The sequence below is a fragment of the Dokdonella sp. genome (assembly GCF_019634815.1).
In the GTDB taxonomy this organism is placed as follows: Bacteria; Pseudomonadota; Gammaproteobacteria; order Xanthomonadales; family Rhodanobacteraceae; genus Dokdonella_A.
Window position 1 is genome coordinate 1 of sequence record NZ_JAHCAP010000014.1, and the last position, 22,545, is coordinate 22,545.

A 22,545-nucleotide genomic window follows, 5' to 3' on the forward strand; every position below is an offset into this window, starting at 1 on the left:
GATCCAGCTCGGCTTCCTGCCGCGCATGCAGGTGCAACACACCTCGGTCGAGCAAAAGGGCCAGGTTTATCTGCCGTGGGTCAATCGCCTGCTGCTGGTGCTGACGTTGGCGGTGGTGCTCGGTTTCCAGTCTTCCAGCAATCTCGCCGCGGCCTACGGCATTGCCGTGGTCGGCACGATGACCATCGATGCGGTGCTGGTGATGATCGTGTTCCGCAAGCTGTGGAACTGGAATCCGCTGCGCGTGGTTGTCGTCGGCTTGGTATTCCTTGCGGTCGATCTGGCCTTCCTCACCGCCAATGCCGACAAGGTCGAGCATGGCGGCTGGTTCCCGCTGGTGCTTGGCGCAGCGATGTTCACGGTGATGACGACCTGGCGGCGCGGGCGCGAACTTGTGATGAGCAAGATCCGTCAGGCCGGCCTCGCGCTCGAGCCCTTCATTTCGTCGATCATCGCCCATCCGCCGCTGCGCGTACCGGGCACCGCGGTGTTCCTGACCTCCAATGCCGAGGGCGTACCCAACGCGCTGCTGCATAACCTCAAGCACAACAAGGTGCTGCATGAGCGCAACATCATCCTCACCGTCGAAACCGTCGACACGCCCACGGTCGAGCCCGAGGAATGCGTCGAGGTGCAATCGCTCGGTGACGATTTCTACAGCGTTTACCTGCGTTTCGGATTTGCCGAGGACATGGACGTACCGCAGGCACTGGCCGCAATCAAGGGCTGCGGGCCCGCGCTCGACATGATGGATACGACCTACTTTCTCAGTCGCGAGAGCATTGTTGCCAACGATCGCTCGGGCATGGCGCTGTGGCGCGACAAGTTGTTCGCCTTCCTGCAACGCAACGCGATGCCGGCAACCGCCTTCTTCCGCGTGCCGGGCAACCGCCTCATCGAGCTGGGCACCCAAGTGGAAATCTGATGCGGGAAGGAGCGCCCGCGGCTTGCATTCGGCCGCGCCGCGCCGCCTGTTCATTCCCGGTATGGCTTGGCTCGCCTACCGATGCGCGGAACCCCGCATAATTGCGCCTTGTCCCGGCTTGCCAGAAACACGCCCGCTGCGATGACCGACCGCCTCACCTCTGCCAGCGCCAGCCGCGATGACGATCTCGTCGAGGCGACGATCCGTCCGCAACGGCTGGCCGAATATCTCGGGCAGAACACCGTGCGCGAGCAACTCGGCATTGCCATCGAAGCGGCGCGCGCGCGTGGCGATGCGCTCGACCACGTGTTGATCTTCGGCCCGCCCGGGCTGGGCAAGACCACGCTCTCGCACGTGATCGCCAACGAACTGGGCGTGAACCTGCGGGCGACCTCGGGGCCGGTGCTCGAGCGTCCCGGCGATCTGGCCGCCTTGCTCACCAACCTGCAGCCGCGCGATGTGTTGTTCGTCGACGAAATCCATCGGCTGTCGCCGGTGGTCGAAGAGGTGCTGTATCCGGCGCTCGAGGATTTCCAGATCGATATCATGATCGGCGAGGGCCCGGCCGCGCGTTCGATCAAGCTCGACCTGCCGCCGTTCACCCTGGTCGGCGCTACCACCCGCGCGGGGTTGCTCACGGCGCCGCTGCGCGACCGCTTCGGCATCGTGCAGCGATTGGAGTTCTACAGCCCGCTCGAACTGTCGGCGATCGTGCGTCGCGCGGCGAAGATTCTCGACATCGACTGCGATGCCGAAGGTGCGGCCGAGATCGCGCGGCGCGCGCGCGGCACGCCACGCATCGCCAATCGACTCTTGCGTCGCGTGCGGGATTTTGCCCAGGTGCGCGCCAGCGGCGTGATTACCCGCGAGGTTGCCGATGCCGCGCTGGCGATGCTCAAGGTAGATGGCGAGGGTTTCGATGCGCTCGACCGGCGCCTGCTCACCACCATCATCGAGAATTTCGATGGCGGCCCGGTCGGCGTGGAATCCCTGGCTGCGGCGATCAGCGAAGAGCGCGGTACGATCGAAGACGTGCTCGAGCCTTTCCTGATCCAGCAGGGATTTCTCGTGCGCACCGCGCGGGGGCGCATGGTCACTGCACGCGCCTACCGTCATTTCGGCCTGGCCGCGCCACGCCGCGCCGTCGTCGAGGACCTGTTCGAGGGGGGCGATGGCGGCACCGGCGGGCCGTCGCCGGGCGGAACGCCCGCATGAGTCCGGTCGCCCGGCGCGGCCCAGCGCCCGCGTGCACGTCCGTCTCGTCCACATCCCCGTTTTGCTGGCCCTGCCGCGTCTACTGGGAAGACACCGATGCGGGCGGCGTCGTTTATCATGCGCGCTACCTGCACTTCCTCGAGCGTGCACGCACCGAATGGCTGCGTGCGCTGGGTCACGGCCAGCAGCAGTTGCGCGAGCGTGACGGCGTGTTGTTCGTCGTGCATCGCATGGAACTGGCGTTCAATGCCCCGGCGCGGCTCGACGATGCGCTCGTCGCCAGCGTCGAGGTCGTCGAGCGGCGCAGTGCGAGTTTCACCGTCTGGCAGACGCTGCGTCGTGAAGGCGAGGCCGTGATCCTGCTCGATGCGCGGGTGCGCATCGCTTGCCTCGACGCGGCGCGGTTCCGGCCGCGTCCGATTCCCGTCCACCTGATTGAAGAGATCGTCCAACCATGTCCAACGACCTGAACATTTTCGCGCTTGCGCTCGGCGCAAGTCTGCCGGTCAAGCTCGTGCTTGCCCTGCTGGTCGGATTCTCGGTCGCCTCGTGGTTCATCATCTTCCGCAAGAAGGCGATGCTCGATCGCGCCAACAAGAGTGCCGATGAATTCGAGGAGCGCTTCTGGTCGGGCGCCGATCTGGCCGGGCTGTTCCGCGAGCTGAGCGCGCGCAGCGACCAGCTCAGCAGCTCGGCGGCGATCTTCGAGGCGGGATTCCGCGAGTTCGCGCGCCTGCGCCAGCGCCGCGGCGTCGATCCGCGCGGCCTGCTCGAAGGTGCGCAGCGGGCGATGCGGGTGTCGGCCACGCGCGAGGTCGACCGCCTCGAGCGCAATCTCGAGTTCCTCGCCAACGTCGGCTCGATCAGCCCCTACGTCGGCCTGTTCGGTACCGTCTGGGGCATCATGATCGCGTTCCAGGGATTGGCCAACGTCAAGGAAGCGACCATCGCGATGGTCGCGCCGGGCATTTCCGAGGCGCTGGTCGCCACCGCGATGGGTCTGTTCGCGGCGATTCCCGCGGTGTGGGCCTACAACCGCTTCGCCACCAAGCTCGAGCGCATCGGCCTGCGCTACGACACCTTCGTCGAGGAGTTCTCCTCGATCCTCGCGCGCCAGTCGCACGTTGAGGAGTAGCCGGCTGCGTCGCCCGTTTGCGGGTGACGCGGCCTGACGCCGGACGCTGTCGCGGAGACGATTCGCGCGGGCAAATCCGGCAAACCCCGAACCCTTGCCGCAGACGTTTCCAAAGATCACGCCATGTCACTCGCCAATCGCCGCCGCAAGCACAAGCTCAAGGCCGAGATCAACGTCGTGCCCTACATCGACGTCATGCTCGTGCTGCTGATCATCTTCATGGTCACCGCGCCGCTGATGAACCTTGGCGTCGACATCGAACTGCCGCAGTCGGCCGCCAAGTCGATCCACAACGACAAGGAGCCCGCGGTGGTCAGCGTCGATCGGGGTGGCAAGCTCTACCTCTCGCTGGCCAATGCGCCGCGCGAGGAGATCGACGCCGCGACCCTGCAGAAGAAGATCGCCGCCTTCGTGCGCCAGAATCCGCAGATCCCGGTCTACGTCGCCGGCGACACCGCGGCTGATTACGGCACGATCTACCAGGCCATGGTGCTGCTGCAGCAGGCCGGTGTACCCAAGGTCGGCCTCATGAGCAAGCCGCCCGAAACGGCGAAGGCGCGCTGATCGGATGGCTGCGAGCCTGACCCGCAAGCGCGAGCCCTGGAGCGATGACCTGCGTGCGCTGGTGCTGTCGCTGGGCGTGCATGCGTTGTGCGTGCTGGTCGCGGTGGTCGGTTTGTGGTGGACCAGCACCGCCAAGCCGGTACTCATGCCCGGGCCGGTGATCGAGGCAACCCTGGTCGGCCCGACGGCCGCGCCCAGGCATCCCGTTCGCGCCGCGCAGGCAGCACCCAAGCCGCAGCCGTTGCCCACGCCGCCCAAGCCCGAGCCCGAGCCACCGCAGCCACAAGTGCAAAAGCTACAGCCGCAGCCCGAGCCGCCCAAGCCGGAAATCAGCAAGCCGACCGAGGTAGTGAAGCAGGATCGCGTCGATCAGGAGAAGATCGCCGCGCTCGCGCAGGAGAAGGCCGAGCAGGAGCGCAAGGAGCAGGAAGCCAAGGTGCGCCAGCAGCAGGTCGAACTCGAGGAAGAAAAGACACGCAAGCTGCGCGAGGAGCAGAAGAAGCAGCTGGCCGAGATCAAGCAGCAGCGCGAGGCGGCCGAAAGGAAGCTCAAGCTCGAGAAACAGCGCCTCGCGCAGATCGAGGATCGCAATGCGCGCGAAGCCGCGCAGGCGCAGCCGCAGGCCGAGCATGAGGCGCCGCAGGCGCAGACGGGCGCCAATGGTGCCGATGACGATCTCGCGGCACGGTATGCGGCGGCGATCCAGGCTGCGGTCACCAACAACTGGAACCGGCCCGAGAGTGCGGTGCCGGGCCTGCTTTGCCGCATCAACGTCACCCAGATCCCGGGCGGCGATGTCATCAGCGTTGCCATCGGTTCACCGTGCAATGCCGATGATGTCACGCGCAATTCGCTCGAACAGGCGGTCAAGCGCGCGCCGCTGCCCTATCAGGGTTACGAGAAGGTCTTCCAGCGCAACATCACCTTCAATTTCAGATACGACGGATAGGAATCACACGACATGTCCCAGCCATTCATCAGCCGTGTGCTCCTCGTACTTGCCGCTTTGCTGCTTGCAGGCGCGGCGCACGCACAGGGGCTCAACATCGACATCGTCAACGGCACCGCGACGGCGACGCCGATCGCGGTGGTGCCGTTTGGATATGACGGCACGGCGCTGCCGCCGGAAGGCAATCCCGGCGAGATCGTGCGTGCCGACCTGGCGCGTTCGGGGCAGTTCCGCACCTTGCCCAAGAACGACATCGTCGAGTACCCGACGCGCCAGAGCGAGATCAAGTTCCCTACCTGGAGCCTGCTCAAGCAGGACTATCTCGTGGTCGGCCACATGAGCGACAGCGGTGACGGTGTGCGCGTGGAGTGGGAGCTCTTCGATGTGCCGCGGCGACAGCGTCTGGCCGGCAGCGCGATCAGCGGTCAACGCAGCGGCCTGCGCGACATTTCGCATCAGGTCGCCGATGCCATCTACGAGGCAATCCTGCATGTGCGAGGTGCGTTCTGGACGCGCATCGCCTACATCACCGCGACGGGTGTCGCGCCCAACGCGCACTATGCGCTGATGGTGGCCGATTCCGACGGCTACAACCCGCAAGTGGTGGTGCGCTCGCGCGAGGCCTTGCTGTCACCGAGTTGGTCGCCTGATGGTCGCCGCATCGCCTACGTGTCATTCGAGAGCGGCAATTCCGCGGTCTACGTGCAGGACCTGGCCACCGGCGCGCGCCAGGTCGTGTCCAACAGCCGCGGCATCAACAGCGCACCCTCGTTTTCGCCCGACGGCAAGCAGCTCGCCTTGAGCCTGTCCAAGGGGGGCAATCCCGACATTTACGTGATGGACCTGGGCAGCCGCGCGCTCAGGCAGATCACTCGGCATTTTTCCATCGACACCGAGCCGCAATGGGCGCCCGATGGCCAGTCGATCTATTTCACCTCCGACCGTTCCGGCAAGCCGCAGATCTATCAGGTACCGGCCGGCGGAGGCGAACCCACGCGCGTGACTTTTCAGGGGCAGTACAACGCCAGCGTGAGCGTCGTCGAAGCCAAGGGCATCAAGCTCGCAATGGTGCAGGGCAGCGGAAACGTGTATCGTATTGCGGTTTTGGATCGGGCCAGCAACCAGTCGACTCTGGTCTCGCCGGGCAGTCAGGACGAATCGCCCAGTTTCGCGCCCAATGGCAGCATGCTTCTGTACGCCGCGAGCGAGGGCACGCGCGGAGTGTTGTTTGCCGCATCGGCCGATGGCCGGGTACGCCAGCGACTGGGGTATGCGGAAGGCGACGTGCGCGAGCCGGCTTGGGGCCCGTTCAGGCCACGCTGATCATAATTGTGAAGTTTTCGTTGCGGGTGGCGGGCAGTGGCCCGTCACGGTTTCAGCGATTGCTGTGTCAAACCGATTCGTTCCCATCCACTTTTCCTGAGTTCGAGGCTCCACATCCATGAACAACACCATTCGTATTGCGTTCTCGGTTCTGCTCGTTGCGGGCGTCGCGGCGTGTGCGAAGAAAAACGTCAAGCCGGCGCCGACCGAGGAAGTCCCGACGACCACGCAGACGCAGCCCGCCGACACCGGTGGTCGCTACACGCGTGACAGTCTCGATACCGACTCCTGCCTGCGCCAGCGCGTGGTCTACTTCGATCTGGACAAGAGCGAGATCAAGTCCGAGTTCCAGGCGCAGATCGCCTGTCATGCCGAATACCTGCGCCAGTTCCCCGATGCGCGCGTGACGCTGGAAGGCAACACCGACGAGCGCGGTTCGCGTGAATACAACCTCGGTCTGGGCGAGCGTCGTGGCAATGCCGTGCAGGGTGCCCTCAGCGCCGCCGGCGCCTCGTCCTCGCAGCTCAATGTCGTCAGCTATGGCGAAGAGCGTCCGGTCTGCCGTCAGCATGACGAGTCGTGCTGGTCGAAGAACCGCCGCGTCGAGATCGTCTACACCGCCAAGTAAGCCGGCATGACGCGCAAGTTGCACCTGTTGATCGCAACGGCAGCCCTGGCGGCTGCCGTTGTCATGCCTGCCTCGGCGCAGGACCGGCTGTCCCTGTCCGAGCGCGTCGCCCGGCTCGAAGCACAGGCCAACCCCGCCCAGGGTGGCGCGGTCGATCTGGTCAACCAGATCAATGCGCTGCAATCACAAGTGCAGACCCTGCAAGGCAAGGTCGAAGAATTGCAGCACGCGCTCGACCAGGCCCAGCAGCGCAACCAGCAGCAGTATCTCGATCTGGATTCACGGCTTGGCCGTCTCGAAGGCCGTGCGCCCGGTGCCGCGCCTGCGGCAGCCCAGCCGCCCAAGGCGAACGAAGCCTTGCCCGATGTGCAGCTCGGTGGCGGCGGTGCAGCCAATGCAGCCGCGGCGGGCAATGACACCCTGACCGCGGCCGATCGTGCCGCCGGCAGCCCTGCCGCATCTGCGCCCGCACCAGCCGACCCGGCTGCTGAATCGTCGAGCTACAACGAAGCCTTCAGCGCGCTCAAGGATGGCCGCTACGCCGAATCCGCGCGCCGCTTCCAGAGCTTCATCGACCAGTATCCCGCGAGCGATCTCGCCGCCAACGCGTATTACTGGCTCGGCGAGTCCTACTACGCAACGCAGAATTACCCGATCGCACTGGAGTCATTCCAGACCTTGCTCACGCGCTTTCCGCAAAGCCAGAAGGCACCCGATGCCCTGCTCAAGCTCGGCTACAGCCAATACGAGCTCAGGCAGTTCGATGCGGCGCGCGACACGCTGACCCAGGTGACGCAGAAATATCCCGACACCACCGTTGCCCGTCTCGCGCAGGGTCGCCTGCGCGCGCTGGCGGTCGACGCGGCGCACTGAGCGCGGCAGCGATGGGGATCGCCGCGGCCACTTCCGTCGCCGACGGCGGACTCGACGAAAGCGATTGCAGCGCGGCAACGCCGCGCCTGCGCATCACCGAAGTCTTCCATTCACTGCAGGGCGAAGCCGATGCCATCGGCTGGCCGACGGTCTTCGTGCGTCTCACCGGCTGCCCGCTGCGTTGCAGCTGGTGCGACACCACCTATTCCTTCCACGGCGGCGCCTGGCGCACGATCGACTCGATCGTCGAGGAAGTTGCCGGCCATCGCGTGCGCCATGTCTGCGTGACTGGTGGCGAGCCACTGGCGCAGAAGCGCTGCCTGCTGTTGCTCGCGCGATTGTGCGATGCCGGTTACGAGGTTTCGCTCGAAACTTCGGGCGCACTCGATGTCTCGGCGGTCGATGCGCGTGTGCGCAAAGTGGTCGATCTCAAGGCGCCCGGCTCGCGCGAAGTCGCGCGCAATCTGTGGAGCAATCTCGAACACCTGCTGCCGCATGACCAGCTCAAGATCGTGATCGCCGATCGCGGCGACTACGACTGGGCGGTCGCATGCCTGCGCGAACACGCGCTCGATGCGCGCTGCCAAGTGCTGTTCTCGCCCGTGCATGGCGCGCTCGCGCCGCGTGTGCTCGCCCAGTGGATACTCGACGACCATCTGCCGGTGCGCTTCCAGATGCAATTGCACAAGCTGCTATGGGGCGATGCGCCCGGACATTGAGATGACGCCTGCGAGCAAGCCACAACACGCTGTCGTGCTCGTTTCGGGCGGCATGGATTCGGCGGTCACGCTGGCGCTTGCGCGCGAGCGCGGTCTGGTCTGCCATGCGCTCGGGGTCGACTACGGCCAGCGCCACGCTTCCGAACTCGCTGCAGCGCGCCGCGTCGCCGACGATCTCGGCGCGATCGAGCACAAGCTCGTGCGGGTGGACCTGCGCAGCATCGGCGGCTCGGCGCTCACCGCCGACATCGACGTCCCCGACGAAGGCGGCGCCGGCATTCCGATCACCTATGTGCCGGCGCGCAACACCATCATGCTGTCGATCGCGCTGGGTTGGGCCGAAGTGCTCGGTGCGCGCGAGATCTGGTGTGGCGTCAACGCGGTCGACTATTCGGGTTATCCCGACTGCCGGCCCGAGTTCATCGCTGCCTTCGATGCGCTTGCCAATCTGGCGACCAAGGCCGGCGTCGAAGGCGCGCGCATCCACGTGCAGGCACCGCTGATGGCGCTGGGCAAGGCCGACATCGTTCGCGAAGGCCTGCGTCTGGGTGTGGACTTTTCGACCACGGTGTCGTGCTATCAGGCCGACGCCGAAGGGCGCGCCTGCGCGCATTGCGATGCCTGTCACCTGCGCGCCGAGGGTTTCCGCGCTGCCGGTGTCGACGACCCCACGCGCTACCGCTGAAGGCGCGGCGCAGGTAAACTGCGCGACCCCCGATGCCTGCAGCGCAGCAGCCGCAGTCAGCACCAGTTTCAAATCCGGGCCGTTAGCTCAGCGGTAGAGCAGTGGACTTTTAATCCATTGGTCGATGGTTCGATCCCATCACGGCCCACCAGTCAAAACAGTGACTTGCAAGAAGTCGCAAGATGCGAGAAGCGCTAACGGAACAGTTTCGGTGCAGCACCGAGACGCAACGACTGATGGCGACGATCCGCAAGAAGGGTTGGCCGACCAGCGCCAAGATCTTTTGTACCAAACGCGATGCCGAGGATTGGGCGCGCCGTGCAGAGGATGAAATGGTCCGCGGCGAATATATCGACCGTTCGCGCTCGGAGCGCATGAGCTTCTCCGATGCGATCGACCGGTATGTGTCTGAAATGCTACCGACCAAGAGACTGAGCACGCAGTAGTCGGAGATGCAATGCGCCGACCGACAACGCGAATTTTTCGGTGCGCACTCTCTGGCGGCGATCACTCCAGATTTGGTGGCGCGCTTCCGTGACGAACGCCTCGTCACGCCCGGTCGGCGCGCGCATCGCCTTCCCGGCCGGCCGACGCCATTGAGTCCCAACACCGTGCGACTGGAGTTGGCGCTGCCAAGTCACCTGTTCAACACCGCCATCCGCGCTGCTACTGAACGGCATGCTGCTTGTGCCGATCATCGGCGCTGCGGCGCGTCTGGCCGAGACAGCGCCAGGCTGGCTGGGACAGTAGTCCCGGCCCGTAGGGACGGCGATGGTGTATTCTTGACGCGTACGGAAAAGTTCCGTACCCGGAGACCACCATGACCACGACCGACGCCCGCCTCGACCTGCGCCTGAACACCCGCGACAAGGATCGCATTGCCCGTGCTGCCGCACTGCGCGGCGTGCCGGTGTCGGCCTTCGTGCGCGATGCTGTCCTGCGCGAGGCCGAAGCCGCGATGGCCGCCGACATGACCATCACTCTGTCGCCCGAAGAGACGCGTCGTTTCCTCGCCGCGCTGGATAAACCGTTCAAGCCCAACGCCAAACTGAAGCAGGCGATGGAGCGCGGCCTCACGCTGGCGGTCCGGAGCGCCGAGACCGATGCCGCGCCGGCCGGCCCGACCCCAAGCTGGACCGGTTCGCTCGCCGATCGCCTGCGCGGCCGCGCCAGCTCGCGCATGAGCACCGACGACATCATGAAGCTGACGCGCGGCGCATGAGCCGCGTCCTGGTGGATGCCAACGTCCTGCTGGACGTGCTGACCGAAGATCCACGCTGGTATGCGTGGTCGGCCGGCCAGCTCGATGCCTGCGCCGAGCGCGCGCAACTGTGCATCAATCCCATCGTCTATGCCGAAGTCTCGGTCGGGTTCGAGCGCATCGAGCAGCTGGACGACGCGCTGCCGCCGGATGCCTTCATCCGGCTGGAATTGCCATGGGAAGCCGGCTTTCTCGCCGGCAAGGCGTTCCTGCACTACCGCCGTGCCAAGGGCGCGCGCACCTCGCCGCTGCCGGATTTTTACATCGGCGCCCATGCTGCGATTGAGGGCATGACGCTGCTGACACGCGATGCGCGGGGCTACCGCACCTACTATCCGAAGCTGGAAATCATTAGCCCGTGACCCGGCACCTTCGCCACGTCACCCGACCATCCCCATTCGTTCCGGTATCGCGCTCTTCCGGTGCGTGATGCTCGCGGGTTGCCGGTTGTCGCGGCCGTTTGATTTCCCCCAGCGGAAAAATGATCTGCGCGTGCGGGAACGTGCGGTTTCGAGCGCAAACATCCGCAGACTTTGCAACGTCCCTGCCCGATACGTGCTCCCCGCGTCAGTCTGGGAAGGTGCCTGGTGCTCGGTGATCAGCCTGGGCGCGGTGCTCGGTCATGTACGCGCGTGTCCGCCAATCGGGCGCACCTTCGCGCGGAACCGGCGCTGCGCTTGCCACAAGTCCTGGTCGGCTTGCATGGCATACCAGCTTCCGGGGATCGTGCCCAGCGCCTTCGATAGCCGCGAGTCCATGTCTGCGCTGACAGCGGCGGAACCGTTCAACACGCGCGACAACGCAACGCGTGTCACGCCCAAGCGGTTCGCCGCTTCAGTCACGGTGATTTCAGTCAGCCATTCGCGCAGCACTTCGCCGGGGTGTGGGGGGTTGTGCATGGTGGCCATGATGTTTGCCCTGGTGATAGTCCTGATAGTCCACAAGTATCGCGTCGCCATTCTCGAAGGTGAAGGTCAACCGCCAGTTGCCGCTAACCCAAACCGCCCAATGGTCGGCAAGCCTGCCGTGCAGCGGATGCAGCTTCCAACCGGGTGCGGCCGTGCCGCTTTGCATCGCGTGCGTCGCGCCCAGTGCAGCGGGAAGATGGGCGCATGATGCGGCGCGTGTGCCCGCGTGGATCATCGCGTGCCATGCAGCCAGCAGGCAGGGCACTGCCCTGGCGTGTCGCTCGATGCGTCAATCGACGCACAGGAAGTCAGTCAATTTCCCGTTCCTGATTTCGACAAAGCAGCCGAACGGGTTGTCGTTCCTGCTGCATTGCCCGACAGCGGCTTGCGCAAGGGGTCGTTTCTGCTCGTCGCCCTCGAACAGGCACCTGCCCTTGCACTGACCTGAATCGGTGCATGGCTGGCCGCCATCGGCGTAGGGCGTGATGCAGCGGAACCTTCCCATCCTGCCGGCCTGCGCCATTTTCCCGCCGCCTTTCTCGCAGGCGGTTCTGGCGTCCGTTGCGGGTTCGCATCTCTCTTTCTCCGCGTTCCAGATGCCTCCCCATTGTTCCGTGCACTGGCTGGCGTCGGACGCCTTGCACGGACTCGGCGTGGTCGCGATGAGGCAGATCAGGGCGAAAGCGGATGACAGCCGGCGGAAGAACCCACGGGTCGACATGGACGCGCTCCTCGAGAAAACCAATCCACGGGAAACCCGCAGCAGCGGCGCCACGGCGGGGCGCCGGACGAGCAGCAAGCGGGCATGGACAGCGTGCAACGCCTTCATGCGTGTAGCGGGGTTCACGGGAGCGTCGCGGCTGGGCACACGACTCAGCCAGGCGCGGCGGGCAGCGGCGTGCCCGGCGCCCAGTGCTGCGCCTGCATCGCCGCGAGCAAGGCGCCCACCTTGGGTCGCTCGAGCTTGCCGTGGATCGGCAAGACCAGAAGATCACCCGGCCGTGCCCAAGTGAGCAGGGTGCGCACGGCGGTGTATTCGTCGAGGCAGGTGACGAGCTCTTCATCGCGCAGTCCGCGGCGCAGCAGTTCCTCGCGCAGCAGCGCGGGCACTTCGCCGACTGCGCGTCCGCGCAGCATGCCGCTCATGTCCTTGAGCACGATGCGGTTGGGTGCGAATTCGGCGGCGACGCCCGCCAGTTCGCGGATCTCGCCATCGGCGCGGTTGCCGGCCTGGCCGAGCAGCAGCGCCAGGCGTCCGCCTGAGGTCGGCCTCGCCAGTTGCAGCAGACCGCGCAGGCCGTCGGGATTGTGCGCGTAGTCGACGAGCACGCGCACACCGCCCAGTTCGAAGTCCTGCAGGCGTCCCGGATTGTCCTGCGGCGAGTGGCCGAAGCGTTCGAGCACGCTGCGCAGCTGCGCGTCATCCACGCCGAGCAGGTGCGCGGCGATTGCCGCGGCGGCGATGTTGGCGATGTTGTAGCGCGCGCTACCGCGCAGGGTGAGCGGCATCTGCTCGATCATGCCTAGGTCGTGCGTGTCGGCGCCGTGTTCGAGCACGAGACGATCATCGCGCACGCCGCAGGTGATGCCGCCCCGCGCGCGATGCTCGCGCAGCAGCGGTGCGTCGGCATCGAGCGCGAACCACGCCAGCGGCACCGAGATGTTGGCTGCGTGGCGTACGAGCAGGGCATCGTCGGCGTTGAGGATCAGCATGCCGTGTGCATCGAGTGCGCGCGCGACCGCGAACTTGGCGAAGGCCAGATCGTCGAGGTCATGCACGCCGTATTCGCCGAAGTGATCGTCGCTGAGGTTGGTGATGATCGCGCAGCGCGCATGCGTCGGCGCCAGACCGCGACGCAGCAGGCCGCCGCGCGCGGTTTCCAGGATCGCCATCTCGACACCGGCTGCGCGCAGCGCCTCGCGCGCGCCGGCGGGGCCGGAATAGTCGCCCGCGGCGAGTTCGCGCGTGTCGACATGGACACCGTCGGTGCAGGTGTAGGCGGTGTGCCAGCCCTGGGCGCGCGTGAGCGCGGCGAGCAGGCGCGTGGTGGTGGTCTTGCCATTGGATCCGGTCACCAGCGCCACCGGCACGTCGTGCAGCGCGGACCAGTCGAGCGTTGCCGGGTCGGGCAGGGCGTTGCGCGCGAAACTCCGGCAGCCATTGCCCATGCCGATCGACAGCGTGTCCTCGTCGATCAGCACGCCGAGCCCTCGCGCTTCGGACGCGGCGACCAGTGCGCACAGCGTCGGATCCCGCTCGGCGCGCGCGTGCGCCTGGAGCGTATGCAAGGCCAGCTGCGTGTCCCATGCCGCCGGATGGCCGGGCGCGAACAGCAGGGGCGGTTCGTGGTCGGCGGCGAGCAAGGCGGCCAGCCAGGCCCATTCATTGACCTCGGTCGCGCTGAGCAACTGATCGAGCGGCGCGCTGAATGCGAGCGAGGCATCGCGCGCATGGGCACGCGCGACCAACACCTGCTCGGGCCAGTCCAGCCGGCGGGACATCTCGACGACGCGCTCGCGCCAGCCAGACACCAGCGCAGCGTCGATCGCAACGCCGCAGGTCTCGAGCACGGCGCCGACCTCGGCGAAATACGGGTTGGGGCCGGTGAGACGGCGCGAATCCTCGAAGGGCAGGGACGGCGTGGCGGTGTTCAGTCGTCGCCCTCCCGCGACAGGCGGATGCCGCGTTCGTCGCGCACGATGTTGCCGAGCGCGGCGAAGCTCGCCTCGTCGAACACCGGTTCGGGCGTGGCCACGGGTGCCGGCGCCGGAGCGGGTGCGACCTTGCGCGGCGCGCCATCGGCCTGGAAGCGGATGATCTGCTTCCACGAGCGCACCAGCGAATCGGCAAAGATCAGCAGCAGGTCACCGGCGCGGCCCATCGCCAGAGCGGCGTCGATCGCCTTCTGTTCGTCGGGGATTTCCTCGATCGCCTCCTTGGGCACGCCTGCGGCAACCAGCGCGCGCGCGATGATGCGCGGCACTTCATCGCCATCGCGCCCGCGCAAGGCATCGTCGCGCCGGCAAATGTAGTGGTCGAAGCGACCCGCGACCGCCTGCGCGATCGCCACCAGGTCCTCGTCGCGGCGATCGCCGGGGCCGGCGACCACGACGATGCGCCGCCCGCTGACGTCCAGCCGCGTGGCCAGATCGGCCATCGCAGACACCGCGGCGGCATTGTGACCATAGTCGAACAGCACCTTGAACGGATGCTCGTCATAGACGTTCATGCGCCCCGGCGCCTGGAAGAACGTCGTGTCGAAGGTGCGCAGGCCCTGGCGGATCGCGTCGAGCTTGATCCCGAGCGAATACGCCATCGCCGCCGCGAACATCGCGTTCTGCACGTTGTGCAGCGCGCGGCCCTCGAGCGTGGCCGGGATCAGGTGCGTCCACAGCAGCGGGATGTGGCTGTTCTTGTCGTAGAGCGTGATCATCGCGCCGTTGACGCCGGCTTCGAGCGCGCAGGCGCGGCCACCTGCGCGCACGTGCTCGCGTACCAGGGCGTGCGAGGGATTCATCGTCACGTAGCAGATGATCTTCGCGTCGGTGTAGCCCGACATCTTGAGCACATTCGGATCATCGGCATTGAGCACTGCGCAATCCTGCGCCACCTCGACGACGATGCGCTTGACTTCGGCGAGTTGCTCGAGCGAGTCGATTCCCTTCATGCCCAGATGGTCGGACTGGATATTGAGCACCGCGCCGACGTTGACGTGGCGCACGCCCATGCCCGCGCGCAGCAGGCCGCCGCGCGCGGTTTCCAGCACGGCGACGTCGATGCTCGGATCGGCCAGCACCATGCGCGCCGAGACCGGCCCGGTCATGTCGCCCTCGACGGTGCGCTGCCCGTCGATGTAGACGCCGTCGGTCGAAGTCAGGCCGGGCGTATGTCCGGCCATCTTGGTGATGTGCGCGAGCATGCGCGCGGTGGTGGTCTTGCCGTTGGTGCCGGTGATCGCCGCGATCGGCACGCGCGCGGGCGTGCCCGGCGGAAACAGCATGTCGATCACCGGGCCGGCGGCATCGCGCGGCGTACCTTCGCTCGGGCTCACGTGCATGCGAAATCCCGGTGCGGCATTGATCTCGCAGATGCCGCCACCGGCCTTGCGGTAGCTCTCGGCAATGTTGGGGCTGAGGAAATCCACGCCACCGACGTCGAGCCCGATCGCGCGCACCGCGCGCTCGGCCATGTCGCGATTGTCGGGATGGATGATGTCGGTGACATCGGTGGCGGTGCCGCCCGTGGACAGGTTCGCGGTCGAGCGCAGGTAGACGATTTCACCGGCCCTGGGCACCGAATCGGCCGTGCTGCCGATGCGTGCAAGCATCATCTCGGCCTCGCGGTCGAGGTTGATGCGCGTGAGAACCTTCTCGTGGCCGATGCCGCGGCGCGGATCCTGATTGACGATGTCGATCAGCTCGCGGATCGTGCGCGTGCCATCGCCAACCACGTGACCGGGCGTGCGACGCGTCGCCGCGACCAGTTGACCATTGATCACCAGCAGGCGGTGGTCATCACCCTGCAGGAAGGTTTCGACGATCACCGAACGCGAATGCTCGCGCGCGGCGACAAAGCCCGCGCGCACTTCCTCGTCGGTGTTGAGGTGGATCGAAATCCCGCGGCCGTGATTGCCGTTGTAGGGCTTGGTCACCACCGGGTAGCCGAGCCGGCGCGCCGCACGTACCGCCATGTCCTCGCTCTGCACCAACTCCTGCTGCGGCACCGGCAGGCCGAGCGAGCCGAGGATCTTGTTGGTCTCTTCCTTGTCGCTGGCCAGTTCCACCGCGATGTGCGAGGTCTTGCCGGTCACCGTGGCCTGGATGCGCTGCTGGTACTTGCCATGCCCCAGTTGCACCAGCGACTGGTCATTGAGGCGCAGCCACGGAATGTCGCGCTGCTCGGCGGCGCGCACCAGCGAGGCGGTCGAAGGTCCGAGCGCACGCCGCTGCGCGTAGCGGATGAACTCATCGCGCGCCTGCGGCCACGACCAATCGGCCTCGATGTCGCTCGCGCTGCGCAGCTTCACCGGCAGCAGCGAGGTGATGAGCTTGAGCGCGAGCTCGCCCGCGGCAATGCCTTCCTCGCGCTGCGTGTATTCATAAACCACGCTGTAGATGCCCGGCCGATCATCGCTGATGCTGCGCGTCTTGCCGAAGGTCACGTCTTCGCCGGCGATGTTCTGCAATTCCAGCGCGACGTGCTCGAGCACATGGCCGAGCCAGGTGCCTTCGTCCTCGCGCATGCGGCGCAGGAAGCCGCCGGGTTCGCGGTAGGAACAGCCATGCTCGGCCAGGCCGGGCAGGGCCTCGACAAGACCACCGATGAAGGATTCGCCGAGGCGGGCGGTGGGCCAGTGCTCCAGCTCGCCCAGATCCAGTTCCAGTTTTATGACCGGAAAATGCGCGTAGGTCGATGGGCCGACGTAGACCGAACGATTGAGGACGCGCATGGAGCCTCCGCTGTGAGATCAGGTTTGGATGATGCCTGCAATCGTGGTCTTGGGCATGTTGCGAGTGCAGCGGTGCTCAGGAATCGAGCTTGCTTGCGGCGAGCGAACCCGACGAGGCGCGGCGCGTGTGCAGATTGAAGGTTGCGCCGGCGACGAGGATGTGGATCTTGAGACCGAGCAGGCACACTGGCTCGCTTTCGCCGGCCTGATCCATCGAGGAGAACTCCAGTTCGCTGGCATCGACCACGGTGATCCCGCCCGAGCCCTCGACTTCGAGCGTGTTGTCGGGGCGGATGAACGCGGCGGTGTCCTCGTCCAGACCGATGCCGACGGCGAAGGGGTTGTAAGCCAGCGCCGCGAGCAGGCGCCCGAGGCGATCGCGCTGGCGAAAATGCTGGTCGATGACGAAGCGGTTGGTGAGGCCCAGGCCAGGCGCGAGACGCACGCTCGATGCGGTCGGCGAGCCGCCTTCCTTGCCGAACGCGATCATGTGTTCGGACAGGATCGCCGCGCCCGCACTGGTGCCGGCGACGTGCACGCCCTTGGCGTTCTGCAGGCGGATGAGTTTCGCGATCGGCGTGCCACCGAGCACGGTCGACAGGCGCAACTGGTTGCCGCCGGTGAAGAAAATGCCGTTGGCGCGTTCGAGACGTTCGAGGCGGTTCTGTTCGGCGGCATCGCGGCGGGTATCGAAGTCGAGCGCGGTGACCTGGCCCGCGCCGAGCTCGGAAAAAATGTGCTCGTAGCGCTTGCCGGTATCGGCGCGCTGGCTTGCGGTCGGGATCACCACGATGTCGGCGTCATCGCCGCCGCACAGTTCGACGAAGCGCGTGAGGATGCGCGTGTCGTGTTCCTTGTGCTCGGCGCCGCCGATCGGCACGATCCAACCGCGCTCGCTTCCCTCACGTACCCTGCTTGGACACATCATCTACCCCGGTTTCAATCTCAGGTTTCTCGGCGTGCGCTTTCGAAGGTTCCACGAATCTGCAACTGGCCATCGCGCACATGCACGACACCGCCGGCGATCACGAGATCGGCCTTGCCATCGGTGTCGAGTGCGACGAGATCGGCATCGGCGCCGACTTCGATGCGGCCCTTGCGCGCCAGACGCAGCAGTCGCGCGGGATTGCTGGTGAATGCCGGCAGCGCCGTCGCGAGCGGCACGCCGCGCGCGAGCAGGTCGTTCAGCGTGGTCAGCAAGGCGCCGGAATCGCCCACGTCCATGTGCATCATGTGGCCGTCGGCGTCGAAGCAGGGCAGTGAGCCACCCGCATCGGAGCTGATGCTGACGCGCTCGCCGGGTGCGCCGCTGTCGAGATAGCGGATCAATGCGTCGCTCGCGCTCCAGGCATCTTCGCCTTCCTCGACCGGGAATGCGGTGAGGTCGATGTGGCTTCCGCCGCGCGCGAGCGCGATGGCTTCCTCGAACAGCGCCTTGCGCCGATTGACATGCGTGGGCTGGAACACGCGCGCGGGCAATTCGCTGCCCGCCAGTGCCTGACGCACGAGTTCGAGGCCACGTGGACCGTCACCCAGATGCAGGTGGACGATGCCCGCCTTGCCGGTGAGCAGGCCCGCGACATGCACTTCGGACGCCAAGCGCAGCAATTCATCGAGCGTAGGCTGGCTCGAACGGTGATCGCTCAGTGCCACCTCGCCCGCGCCGATCAATGCGTCGATGCAGACCAGATCACTGCGCACGGTGCCGGTGAGCGTTGCCAGCGGCAGGTGATAGCCGCCCGCGTAGGCGAACGCCGACAGGCCTTCCTCGCGCAGCGCATGCACGCCGGCGAGCAGCTCGCGCGGCCCGCGCATGACATCGTCGGTGCCCAGCAAGCCCACCACGGTGGTGATGCCGTGGGCGGTGTAGCGCGACAGCCCCAGCGGCGGCACGCGCGTGTGATAGCCGCCTTCGCCGCCGCCACCGGTCACATGCACATGACCGTCGATCAGGCCGGGGATCAGGCGTCGGCCTTCGAGGTCGATCTCCTGCACCGCGAGCGCGGCGGGCAGGTCCGGGCGTTCGTTGCCGAGCCAGAGGATGCGCCCGCCACCCAGCAGCAGGTGGCACACACCCAGCGCGGCGGGCGCAAAAACCTCGGCGTTGTGGATCAGCAGCAGGCTCATCCGCGCAAACGCCTCCGCTCAGCGGTGCAGTTGTCCCGCCGCTTCGGGCTGGAAGGTGACTGCCTTCACGCGCAGGCGCAGCGGTTGCCCGTCGGGTGTCTTCCAGTCGATCGTCTGGCCGACGGTGAGTCCGAGCAAGGCCGCGCCGACCGGGGCGAGCACCGAAACACGGCCCTTGGCGGCATCGGCTTCGGCCGGATAGCACAGCGTCAGGGTGTGTTCCTTTCCACCCAGCTCCTCGACACAGGTCACGGTCGAGTTCATCGTCACGAGATTGCCGGGGATCTTGTCCGGCGCCAGCACCTGGGCACGATCAAGTTCCGCGCGCAGCGCCTGCGCGGTCGCGTTGTGCTGCCATTGCGGCGTGTCGAGCAGCGCATCGAGGCGATCGAAATCGCGGCTGCTCAAAGTGATGCTGGGTGACGCCTGCTTGGACATGGTCCGCTCCAATGCGAAAAGCGGCGCAACAAGGCGCCGCCCGGGCAAAATCTAGTCGGGATGACACTAGCTGCTGCAGCGGCCTGATTCAAGAATTGACTTTGGCAGTGGCGCCCCCAACGCAAACCGGCTCCGGGAGGCGGTTTTTGGGGGGCGGGGTTGGTTCGGCGTGCGCGCGGCGTGGTTGAGCGGCAGGTCAAAGGATCGGGGCGATATTGGCTCCGGTCGGTGTGCCTCGTGCACCGCATGGGGCGCGGCAATGCGTCAGACCATCCGAATTCGGTCATCAAGTTTGCCGTTGGCAAACGCTAAACTGACGGGCATGCATCCCCGACTTGCCGACCCGCCGCCGATCAATGGCGCGGCCAATCCCATCGCTGCGCCCGATCGCAGGCTTTGCGTCGCGCCGATGATGGACTGGACCGATCGGCATTGCCGCTACTTCCATCGCCTGCTCGCGCCGCATGCCTTGCTCTACACCGAGATGGTGACTGCGGCGGCGGTGATCCACGGTGATCGTGCGCGCTTGCTCGGGCATGACGCGGCCGAGCATCCCTTGGCTTTGCAGTTGGGCGGCAGCGAGCCGTCGCAACTGGCGCAGGCGGCGCGGATCGGTGCCGACTTCGGCTACGAGGAAATCAATCTCAACGTCGGTTGTCCGTCGGATCGCGTGCAGTCGGGGCGCTTTGGTGCCTGCCTGATGCGCGAGCCGGCGCTGGTGGCCGACTGCGTGCGCGCGATGCGCGAGGCGCTGGCGGGGCGCGCAGTCGAGGTCACGGTCAAGTGCCGCATCGGCGTCGACGAGCAGGACGAGTACGCGGGCTTGGCCGATTTCGTCGAGCACGTGCATGCGGCCGGCTGCGCGACCTTCATCGTGCATGCGCGCAAGGCCTGGCTGCAGGGTCTGTCGCCGAAGGAAAACCGCGAGGTGCCGCCGCTCAACTACGAGCGCGTGTACCGACTCAAGCACGAACACCCGCAACTCACGATCATCATCAACGGTGGCATCACCCGCGTCGATGCAGTGTGCGAGCACCTGCAACACGTCGATGGCGTGATGCTCGGCCGCGCGGCCTATCACGAGCCCTGGATTCTGGCCGAGCTCGAACAGACCTTGTTTGGTGCGCCCTTGCCCACGCGCGACGAGGTGTTGGCACGCCTGCGTCCGTATGTGGAGGCGCATCTGGCGGCGGGCGATCGCCTGCAGCATGTCACGCGCCACATCCTCGGCCTGTATCAGGGATTGCCCGGCGCGCGCGCGTTCCGTCGCGTGCTCAGCGAGCAGGCGCATCGCAGCGACGCCGACTGGCGCGTGGTCGAACAGGCCATGGCGGCGCGTCGCGGCGAACTCAGTCGCGCAGCATGAGGATCAACTGAAAACATGGCACTGATCCAGTTGCTCGGCGTCGACTACGGAGTCGGCGGTCCCTTGCTGCTCGAACAGGTCGATCTCACGATCGAACCGGGCGAGCGCGTCTGCATCGTCGGCCGCAACGGTGCCGGCAAGTCGACCTTGCTCAAGCTGATCGCGGGCGAGTTGCGCCCTGATGATGGCGAAGTGCGCGTGCAGGGTGGCGTGCGCATTGCCCGGCTCGGTCAGGAAGTACCGCATGAGGTTTCCGGTTCGGTGTTCGACGTGGTCGCGGGCGCGCTCGGCGAACTGGGCGCACTGCTCGCGCAGTTCCATCATCTCACCCACCATCTCGAAGTCGAGGGCGCTGCCGCGCAGCTTGCCGCGGTGCAGGCGCGCATCGACGCCGGCAATGGCTGGAACCTCGACCAGCGCGTGACGCGCGTGCTCGCCCGCCTCGAACTCGACGAAGAACGCGAGTTTGCCGTGCTTTCGGGCGGCATGAAGCGCCGCGTGCTGCTTGCGCGCTCGCTCGTGCTCGAACCCGATCTGCTGTTGCTCGACGAGCCGACCAATCATCTGGACATCGAGGCGATCGATTGGCTGGAAGGCTTCCTGCGCGAATTCACGGGCAGCATCCTGTTCGTCACCCACGACCGCCGCTTCCTGCGCGCGCTCGCCACGCGCATCGTCGAAATCGATCGCGGACAGGTCACGAGTTGGCCGGGCGATTACGCCAACTACCTGCGCCGGCGCGAGGAACGCCTGCATGCACAGGCGCAGGCCAATGCACTGTTCGACAAGAAGCTCGCGCAGGAAGAAGTGTGGATCCGCCAGGGTATCAAGGCGCGGCGCACGCGCAACGAAGGTCGCGTGCGTGCACTCGAAGCGATGCGTCGCGAGCGCGCGCAGCGGCGCGAAGTGCAGGGCCGCGTGCGCCTGCGCACGAGTGACGCGGGGACCTCGGGTCGGCGCGTGGTCGAGGCCGAGGATGTGGGCTTTGCCTTTGCCGGGCGGCCGATCGTGAAAGGATTTTCTACCACGATCCAGCGCGGCGATCGCATCGGCCTGATCGGGCCCAATGGCTCGGGCAAGACCACCTTGCTCAAGCTCCTGCTCGGCGAGCTCAGGCCTCAATCGGGCGAGATCACACTTGGCACCAACCTGCAGATCGCGGTGTTCGACCAGCATCGCGCGAGCCTGCGCGAGGACTTGTCGGCGCTCGACAATGTCGCCGAAGGGCGTGAGTACATCGAGATCGACGGCAGCCGCAAGCATGCACTCGGCTATCTGCAGGACTTTCTGTTCAGGCCCGAACGCGCACGCGCACCGATCACCGCGCTCTCGGGTGGCGAGCGCAACCGCCTGCTGCTGGCCAAATTGTTCGCCAAGCCATCCAACCTTCTGGTGATGGACGAGCCGACCAACGATCTCGATGTTGAAACGCTTGAACTGCTCGAAGAACTGCTCGCGGCCTACCGCGGCACCTTGCTGCTGGTCTCGCACGACCGCGAATTTCTCGACAATGTGGTGACCTCGACGCTCGCGCTCGAAGGCGAGGGCGGGGTCGGCGAATACGTCGGCGGCTACAGCGACTGGTTGCGTCAGCGGCCGGCCGCACGCGCGCGCAACGATGCGGCCGCAACCGGGAAGAACGCCGCGTCGCAAGAAGGCACGCCTGCCATTGCGCTGACTGCAGCACCGGCGGACGCCACACCCGCCAGGCGCAAGCTCGGCTTCAACGAGACGCGCGAACTGGCGCAGTTGCCGCAGCGAATCGAAGCGCTCGAGACGCGCATCGCCGAACTCGGCGCGCGCATGCAGGAGCCGGCGTTCTATCAGCAGGATGGCGCCCTCATCCTCAGCGCGAACACGCAATTGTCTGCCTGGCAGGTCGAGCTCGACGCGGCCTACGCACGCTGGCAGGAGCTTGAAGGCTGAAGGGTGTGCCAAGGCGCGTGGCGTGTGCGTGGCGCGAAACCGGTGTGAGGACG

Annotated in this window: 23 protein-coding genes, 1 tRNA gene and 1 pseudogene; 17 read left to right on the forward strand and 8 right to left on the reverse strand. The window is 66.3% G+C overall.

What is annotated here, in order from left to right; translation table 11 throughout:
• The 15 genes from KF759_RS08405 to KF759_RS08475 form a co-directional block, all read left to right on the forward strand.
• A partial coding sequence (locus KF759_RS08405; protein WP_291224473.1) for a KUP/HAK/KT family potassium transporter occupies positions 1–925 on the forward strand: 925 nt, incomplete at its 5' end.
• A gap of 141 nt (positions 926–1,066) precedes the next feature.
• Positions 1,067–2,140 (forward strand): Holliday junction branch migration DNA helicase RuvB, encoded by a 1,074-nt coding sequence (ruvB, locus tag KF759_RS08410; protein WP_291224474.1) that lies wholly within the window; start codon positions 1,067–1,069, stop codon positions 2,138–2,140.
• Positions 2,137–2,610: a tol-pal system-associated acyl-CoA thioesterase gene (gene ybgC, locus KF759_RS08415; protein WP_291224476.1), complete on the forward strand. Its 474-nt coding sequence runs from the start codon at positions 2,137–2,139 to the stop codon at positions 2,608–2,610. The genes ruvB and ybgC overlap by 4 nt, the downstream gene beginning before the upstream one ends.
• On the forward strand, positions 2,595–3,275 hold the full coding sequence (gene tolQ, locus KF759_RS08420) for a protein TolQ (protein WP_291224478.1): 681 nt from the start codon (positions 2,595–2,597) through the stop codon (positions 3,273–3,275). The genes ybgC and tolQ overlap by 16 nt, the downstream gene beginning before the upstream one ends.
• Positions 3,276–3,398: 123 nt before the next feature.
• A complete protein-coding gene (gene tolR / locus KF759_RS08425; protein ID WP_291224480.1) occupies positions 3,399–3,839 on the forward strand; it encodes a protein TolR in 441 nt (146 codons plus the stop codon).
• A gap of 4 nt (positions 3,840–3,843) precedes the next feature.
• Positions 3,844–4,788, forward strand: coding sequence for a cell envelope integrity protein TolA (locus tag KF759_RS08430; RefSeq protein WP_291224482.1), 945 nt, complete (start codon positions 3,844–3,846; stop codon positions 4,786–4,788).
• Positions 4,789–4,800: 12 nt separating this feature from the next.
• A complete protein-coding gene (gene tolB / locus KF759_RS08435; protein ID WP_291224484.1) occupies positions 4,801–6,111 on the forward strand; it encodes a Tol-Pal system beta propeller repeat protein TolB in 1,311 nt (436 codons plus the stop codon).
• 118 nt (positions 6,112–6,229) lie between these two features.
• Complete coding sequence (gene pal, locus KF759_RS08440; protein WP_291224486.1) at positions 6,230–6,739, forward strand: peptidoglycan-associated lipoprotein Pal; 510 nt, start codon at positions 6,230–6,232, stop codon at positions 6,737–6,739.
• 6 nt (positions 6,740–6,745) lie between these two features.
• Positions 6,746–7,612, forward strand: coding sequence for a tol-pal system protein YbgF (gene ybgF, locus KF759_RS08445; RefSeq protein ID WP_291224488.1), 867 nt, complete (start codon positions 6,746–6,748; stop codon positions 7,610–7,612).
• Positions 7,613–7,623: 11 nt separating this feature from the next.
• Positions 7,624–8,331: a 7-carboxy-7-deazaguanine synthase QueE gene (gene queE / locus KF759_RS08450; RefSeq protein ID WP_291224490.1), complete on the forward strand. Its 708-nt coding sequence runs from the start codon at positions 7,624–7,626 to the stop codon at positions 8,329–8,331.
• Position 8,332: 1 nt separating this feature from the next.
• The gene (gene queC / locus KF759_RS08455) at positions 8,333–9,016 is read left to right on the forward strand and encodes a 7-cyano-7-deazaguanine synthase QueC (RefSeq protein ID WP_291224492.1); all 684 of its coding nucleotides are present in this window, start codon (positions 8,333–8,335) and stop codon (positions 9,014–9,016) included.
• Positions 9,017–9,092: 76 nt separating this feature from the next.
• Positions 9,093–9,167, forward strand: a tRNA-Lys gene (locus KF759_RS08460).
• Between the two features lie 85 nt (positions 9,168–9,252).
• Positions 9,253–9,462 (forward strand): hypothetical protein, encoded by a 210-nt coding sequence (locus KF759_RS08465; RefSeq protein ID WP_291224494.1) that lies wholly within the window; start codon positions 9,253–9,255, stop codon positions 9,460–9,462.
• Between the two features lie 374 nt (positions 9,463–9,836).
• A complete protein-coding gene (locus KF759_RS08470) occupies positions 9,837–10,238 on the forward strand; it encodes a DUF1778 domain-containing protein (RefSeq protein ID WP_291224496.1) in 402 nt (133 codons plus the stop codon).
• Positions 10,235–10,639 (forward strand): type II toxin-antitoxin system VapC family toxin, encoded by a 405-nt coding sequence (locus tag KF759_RS08475; protein ID WP_291224498.1) that lies wholly within the window; start codon positions 10,235–10,237, stop codon positions 10,637–10,639. The genes KF759_RS08470 and KF759_RS08475 overlap by 4 nt, the downstream gene beginning before the upstream one ends.
• 258 nt (positions 10,640–10,897) lie before the next feature.
• Here KF759_RS08475 and KF759_RS08480 read toward each other — a convergent pair whose 3' ends face one another.
• From KF759_RS08480 to rnk, 8 genes and pseudogenes are all read right to left on the reverse strand, one after another.
• On the reverse strand, positions 10,898–11,185 hold the full coding sequence (locus KF759_RS08480) for a HigA family addiction module antitoxin (RefSeq protein ID WP_291224500.1): 288 nt from the start codon (positions 11,183–11,185) through the stop codon (positions 10,898–10,900).
• Positions 11,186–11,198: 13 nt separating this feature from the next.
• Positions 11,199–11,420, reverse strand: a pseudogene (locus tag KF759_RS08485) (type II toxin-antitoxin system RelE/ParE family toxin); the annotation flags it as partial.
• 54 nt (positions 11,421–11,474) lie between these two features.
• The gene (locus KF759_RS08490) at positions 11,475–12,014 is read right to left on the reverse strand and encodes a hypothetical protein (protein ID WP_291224504.1); all 540 of its coding nucleotides are present in this window, start codon (positions 12,012–12,014) and stop codon (positions 11,475–11,477) included.
• Between the two features lie 44 nt (positions 12,015–12,058).
• The gene (locus KF759_RS08495) at positions 12,059–13,756 is read right to left on the reverse strand and encodes a Mur ligase family protein (RefSeq protein WP_291224506.1); all 1,698 of its coding nucleotides are present in this window, start codon (positions 13,754–13,756) and stop codon (positions 12,059–12,061) included.
• Positions 13,757–13,836: 80 nt separating this feature from the next.
• Positions 13,837–16,635 (reverse strand): cyanophycin synthetase, encoded by a 2,799-nt coding sequence (gene cphA / locus KF759_RS08500; RefSeq protein ID WP_291224508.1) that lies wholly within the window; start codon positions 16,633–16,635, stop codon positions 13,837–13,839.
• A gap of 76 nt (positions 16,636–16,711) precedes the next feature.
• Positions 16,712–17,560, reverse strand: a complete 849-nt coding sequence (locus tag KF759_RS08505; protein ID WP_291224510.1) for a cyanophycinase — start codon at positions 17,558–17,560, stop codon at positions 16,712–16,714.
• 20 nt (positions 17,561–17,580) lie between these two features.
• Positions 17,581–18,762 (reverse strand): beta-aspartyl-peptidase, encoded by a 1,182-nt coding sequence (gene iadA / locus KF759_RS08510; RefSeq protein ID WP_291224512.1) that lies wholly within the window; start codon positions 18,760–18,762, stop codon positions 17,581–17,583.
• An 18-nt stretch (positions 18,763–18,780) separates the two neighbouring features.
• Entirely contained in the window at positions 18,781–19,200 is a 420-nt protein-coding gene (gene rnk, locus KF759_RS08515) for a nucleoside diphosphate kinase regulator (protein ID WP_291224514.1), read from the reverse strand.
• A 322-nt stretch (positions 19,201–19,522) separates the two neighbouring features.
• Between rnk and dusA the strand changes: the two genes are divergently transcribed.
• Both dusA and KF759_RS08525 read left to right on the forward strand, forming a co-directional pair.
• Complete coding sequence (dusA, locus tag KF759_RS08520; protein ID WP_291224516.1) at positions 19,523–20,566, forward strand: tRNA dihydrouridine(20/20a) synthase DusA; 1,044 nt, start codon at positions 19,523–19,525, stop codon at positions 20,564–20,566.
• A 15-nt stretch (positions 20,567–20,581) separates the two neighbouring features.
• Positions 20,582–22,492, forward strand: a complete 1,911-nt coding sequence (locus KF759_RS08525) for an ATP-binding cassette domain-containing protein (RefSeq protein WP_291224518.1) — start codon at positions 20,582–20,584, stop codon at positions 22,490–22,492.
• The last annotated feature ends 53 nt before the right edge of the window (positions 22,493–22,545 follow it).

Coding starts and splice junctions, on each gene's coding strand:
- ruvB (WP_291224474.1), top strand. CDS start 1,067: ATGACCGACCGCCTCACCTCTGCCAGCGCCAGCCGCGATGACGATCTC.
- ybgC (WP_291224476.1), top strand. CDS start 2,137: ATGAGTCCGGTCGCCCGGCGCGGCCCAGCGCCCGCGTGCACGTCCGTC.
- tolQ (WP_291224478.1), top strand. CDS start 2,595: ATGTCCAACGACCTGAACATTTTCGCGCTTGCGCTCGGCGCAAGTCTG.
- tolR (WP_291224480.1), top strand. CDS start 3,399: ATGTCACTCGCCAATCGCCGCCGCAAGCACAAGCTCAAGGCCGAGATC.
- KF759_RS08430 (WP_291224482.1), top strand. CDS start 3,844: ATGGCTGCGAGCCTGACCCGCAAGCGCGAGCCCTGGAGCGATGACCTG.
- tolB (WP_291224484.1), top strand. CDS start 4,801: ATGTCCCAGCCATTCATCAGCCGTGTGCTCCTCGTACTTGCCGCTTTG.
- pal (WP_291224486.1), top strand. CDS start 6,230: ATGAACAACACCATTCGTATTGCGTTCTCGGTTCTGCTCGTTGCGGGC.
- ybgF (WP_291224488.1), top strand. CDS start 6,746: ATGACGCGCAAGTTGCACCTGTTGATCGCAACGGCAGCCCTGGCGGCT.
- queE (WP_291224490.1), top strand. CDS start 7,624: ATGGGGATCGCCGCGGCCACTTCCGTCGCCGACGGCGGACTCGACGAA.
- queC (WP_291224492.1), top strand. CDS start 8,333: ATGACGCCTGCGAGCAAGCCACAACACGCTGTCGTGCTCGTTTCGGGC.
- KF759_RS08465 (WP_291224494.1), top strand. CDS start 9,253: ATGGCGACGATCCGCAAGAAGGGTTGGCCGACCAGCGCCAAGATCTTT.
- KF759_RS08470 (WP_291224496.1), top strand. CDS start 9,837: ATGACCACGACCGACGCCCGCCTCGACCTGCGCCTGAACACCCGCGAC.
- KF759_RS08475 (WP_291224498.1), top strand. CDS start 10,235: ATGAGCCGCGTCCTGGTGGATGCCAACGTCCTGCTGGACGTGCTGACC.
- KF759_RS08480 (WP_291224500.1), bottom strand. CDS start 11,185: ATGGCCACCATGCACAACCCCCCACACCCCGGCGAAGTGCTGCGCGAA.
- KF759_RS08490 (WP_291224504.1), bottom strand. CDS start 12,014: ATGAAGGCGTTGCACGCTGTCCATGCCCGCTTGCTGCTCGTCCGGCGC.
- cphA (WP_291224508.1), bottom strand. CDS start 16,635: ATGCGCGTCCTCAATCGTTCGGTCTACGTCGGCCCATCGACCTACGCG.
- KF759_RS08505 (WP_291224510.1), bottom strand. CDS start 17,560: ATGTGTCCAAGCAGGGTACGTGAGGGAAGCGAGCGCGGTTGGATCGTG.
- iadA (WP_291224512.1), bottom strand. CDS start 18,762: ATGAGCCTGCTGCTGATCCACAACGCCGAGGTTTTTGCGCCCGCCGCG.
- rnk (WP_291224514.1), bottom strand. CDS start 19,200: ATGTCCAAGCAGGCGTCACCCAGCATCACTTTGAGCAGCCGCGATTTC.
- dusA (WP_291224516.1), top strand. CDS start 19,523: ATGCATCCCCGACTTGCCGACCCGCCGCCGATCAATGGCGCGGCCAAT.
- KF759_RS08525 (WP_291224518.1), top strand. CDS start 20,582: ATGGCACTGATCCAGTTGCTCGGCGTCGACTACGGAGTCGGCGGTCCC.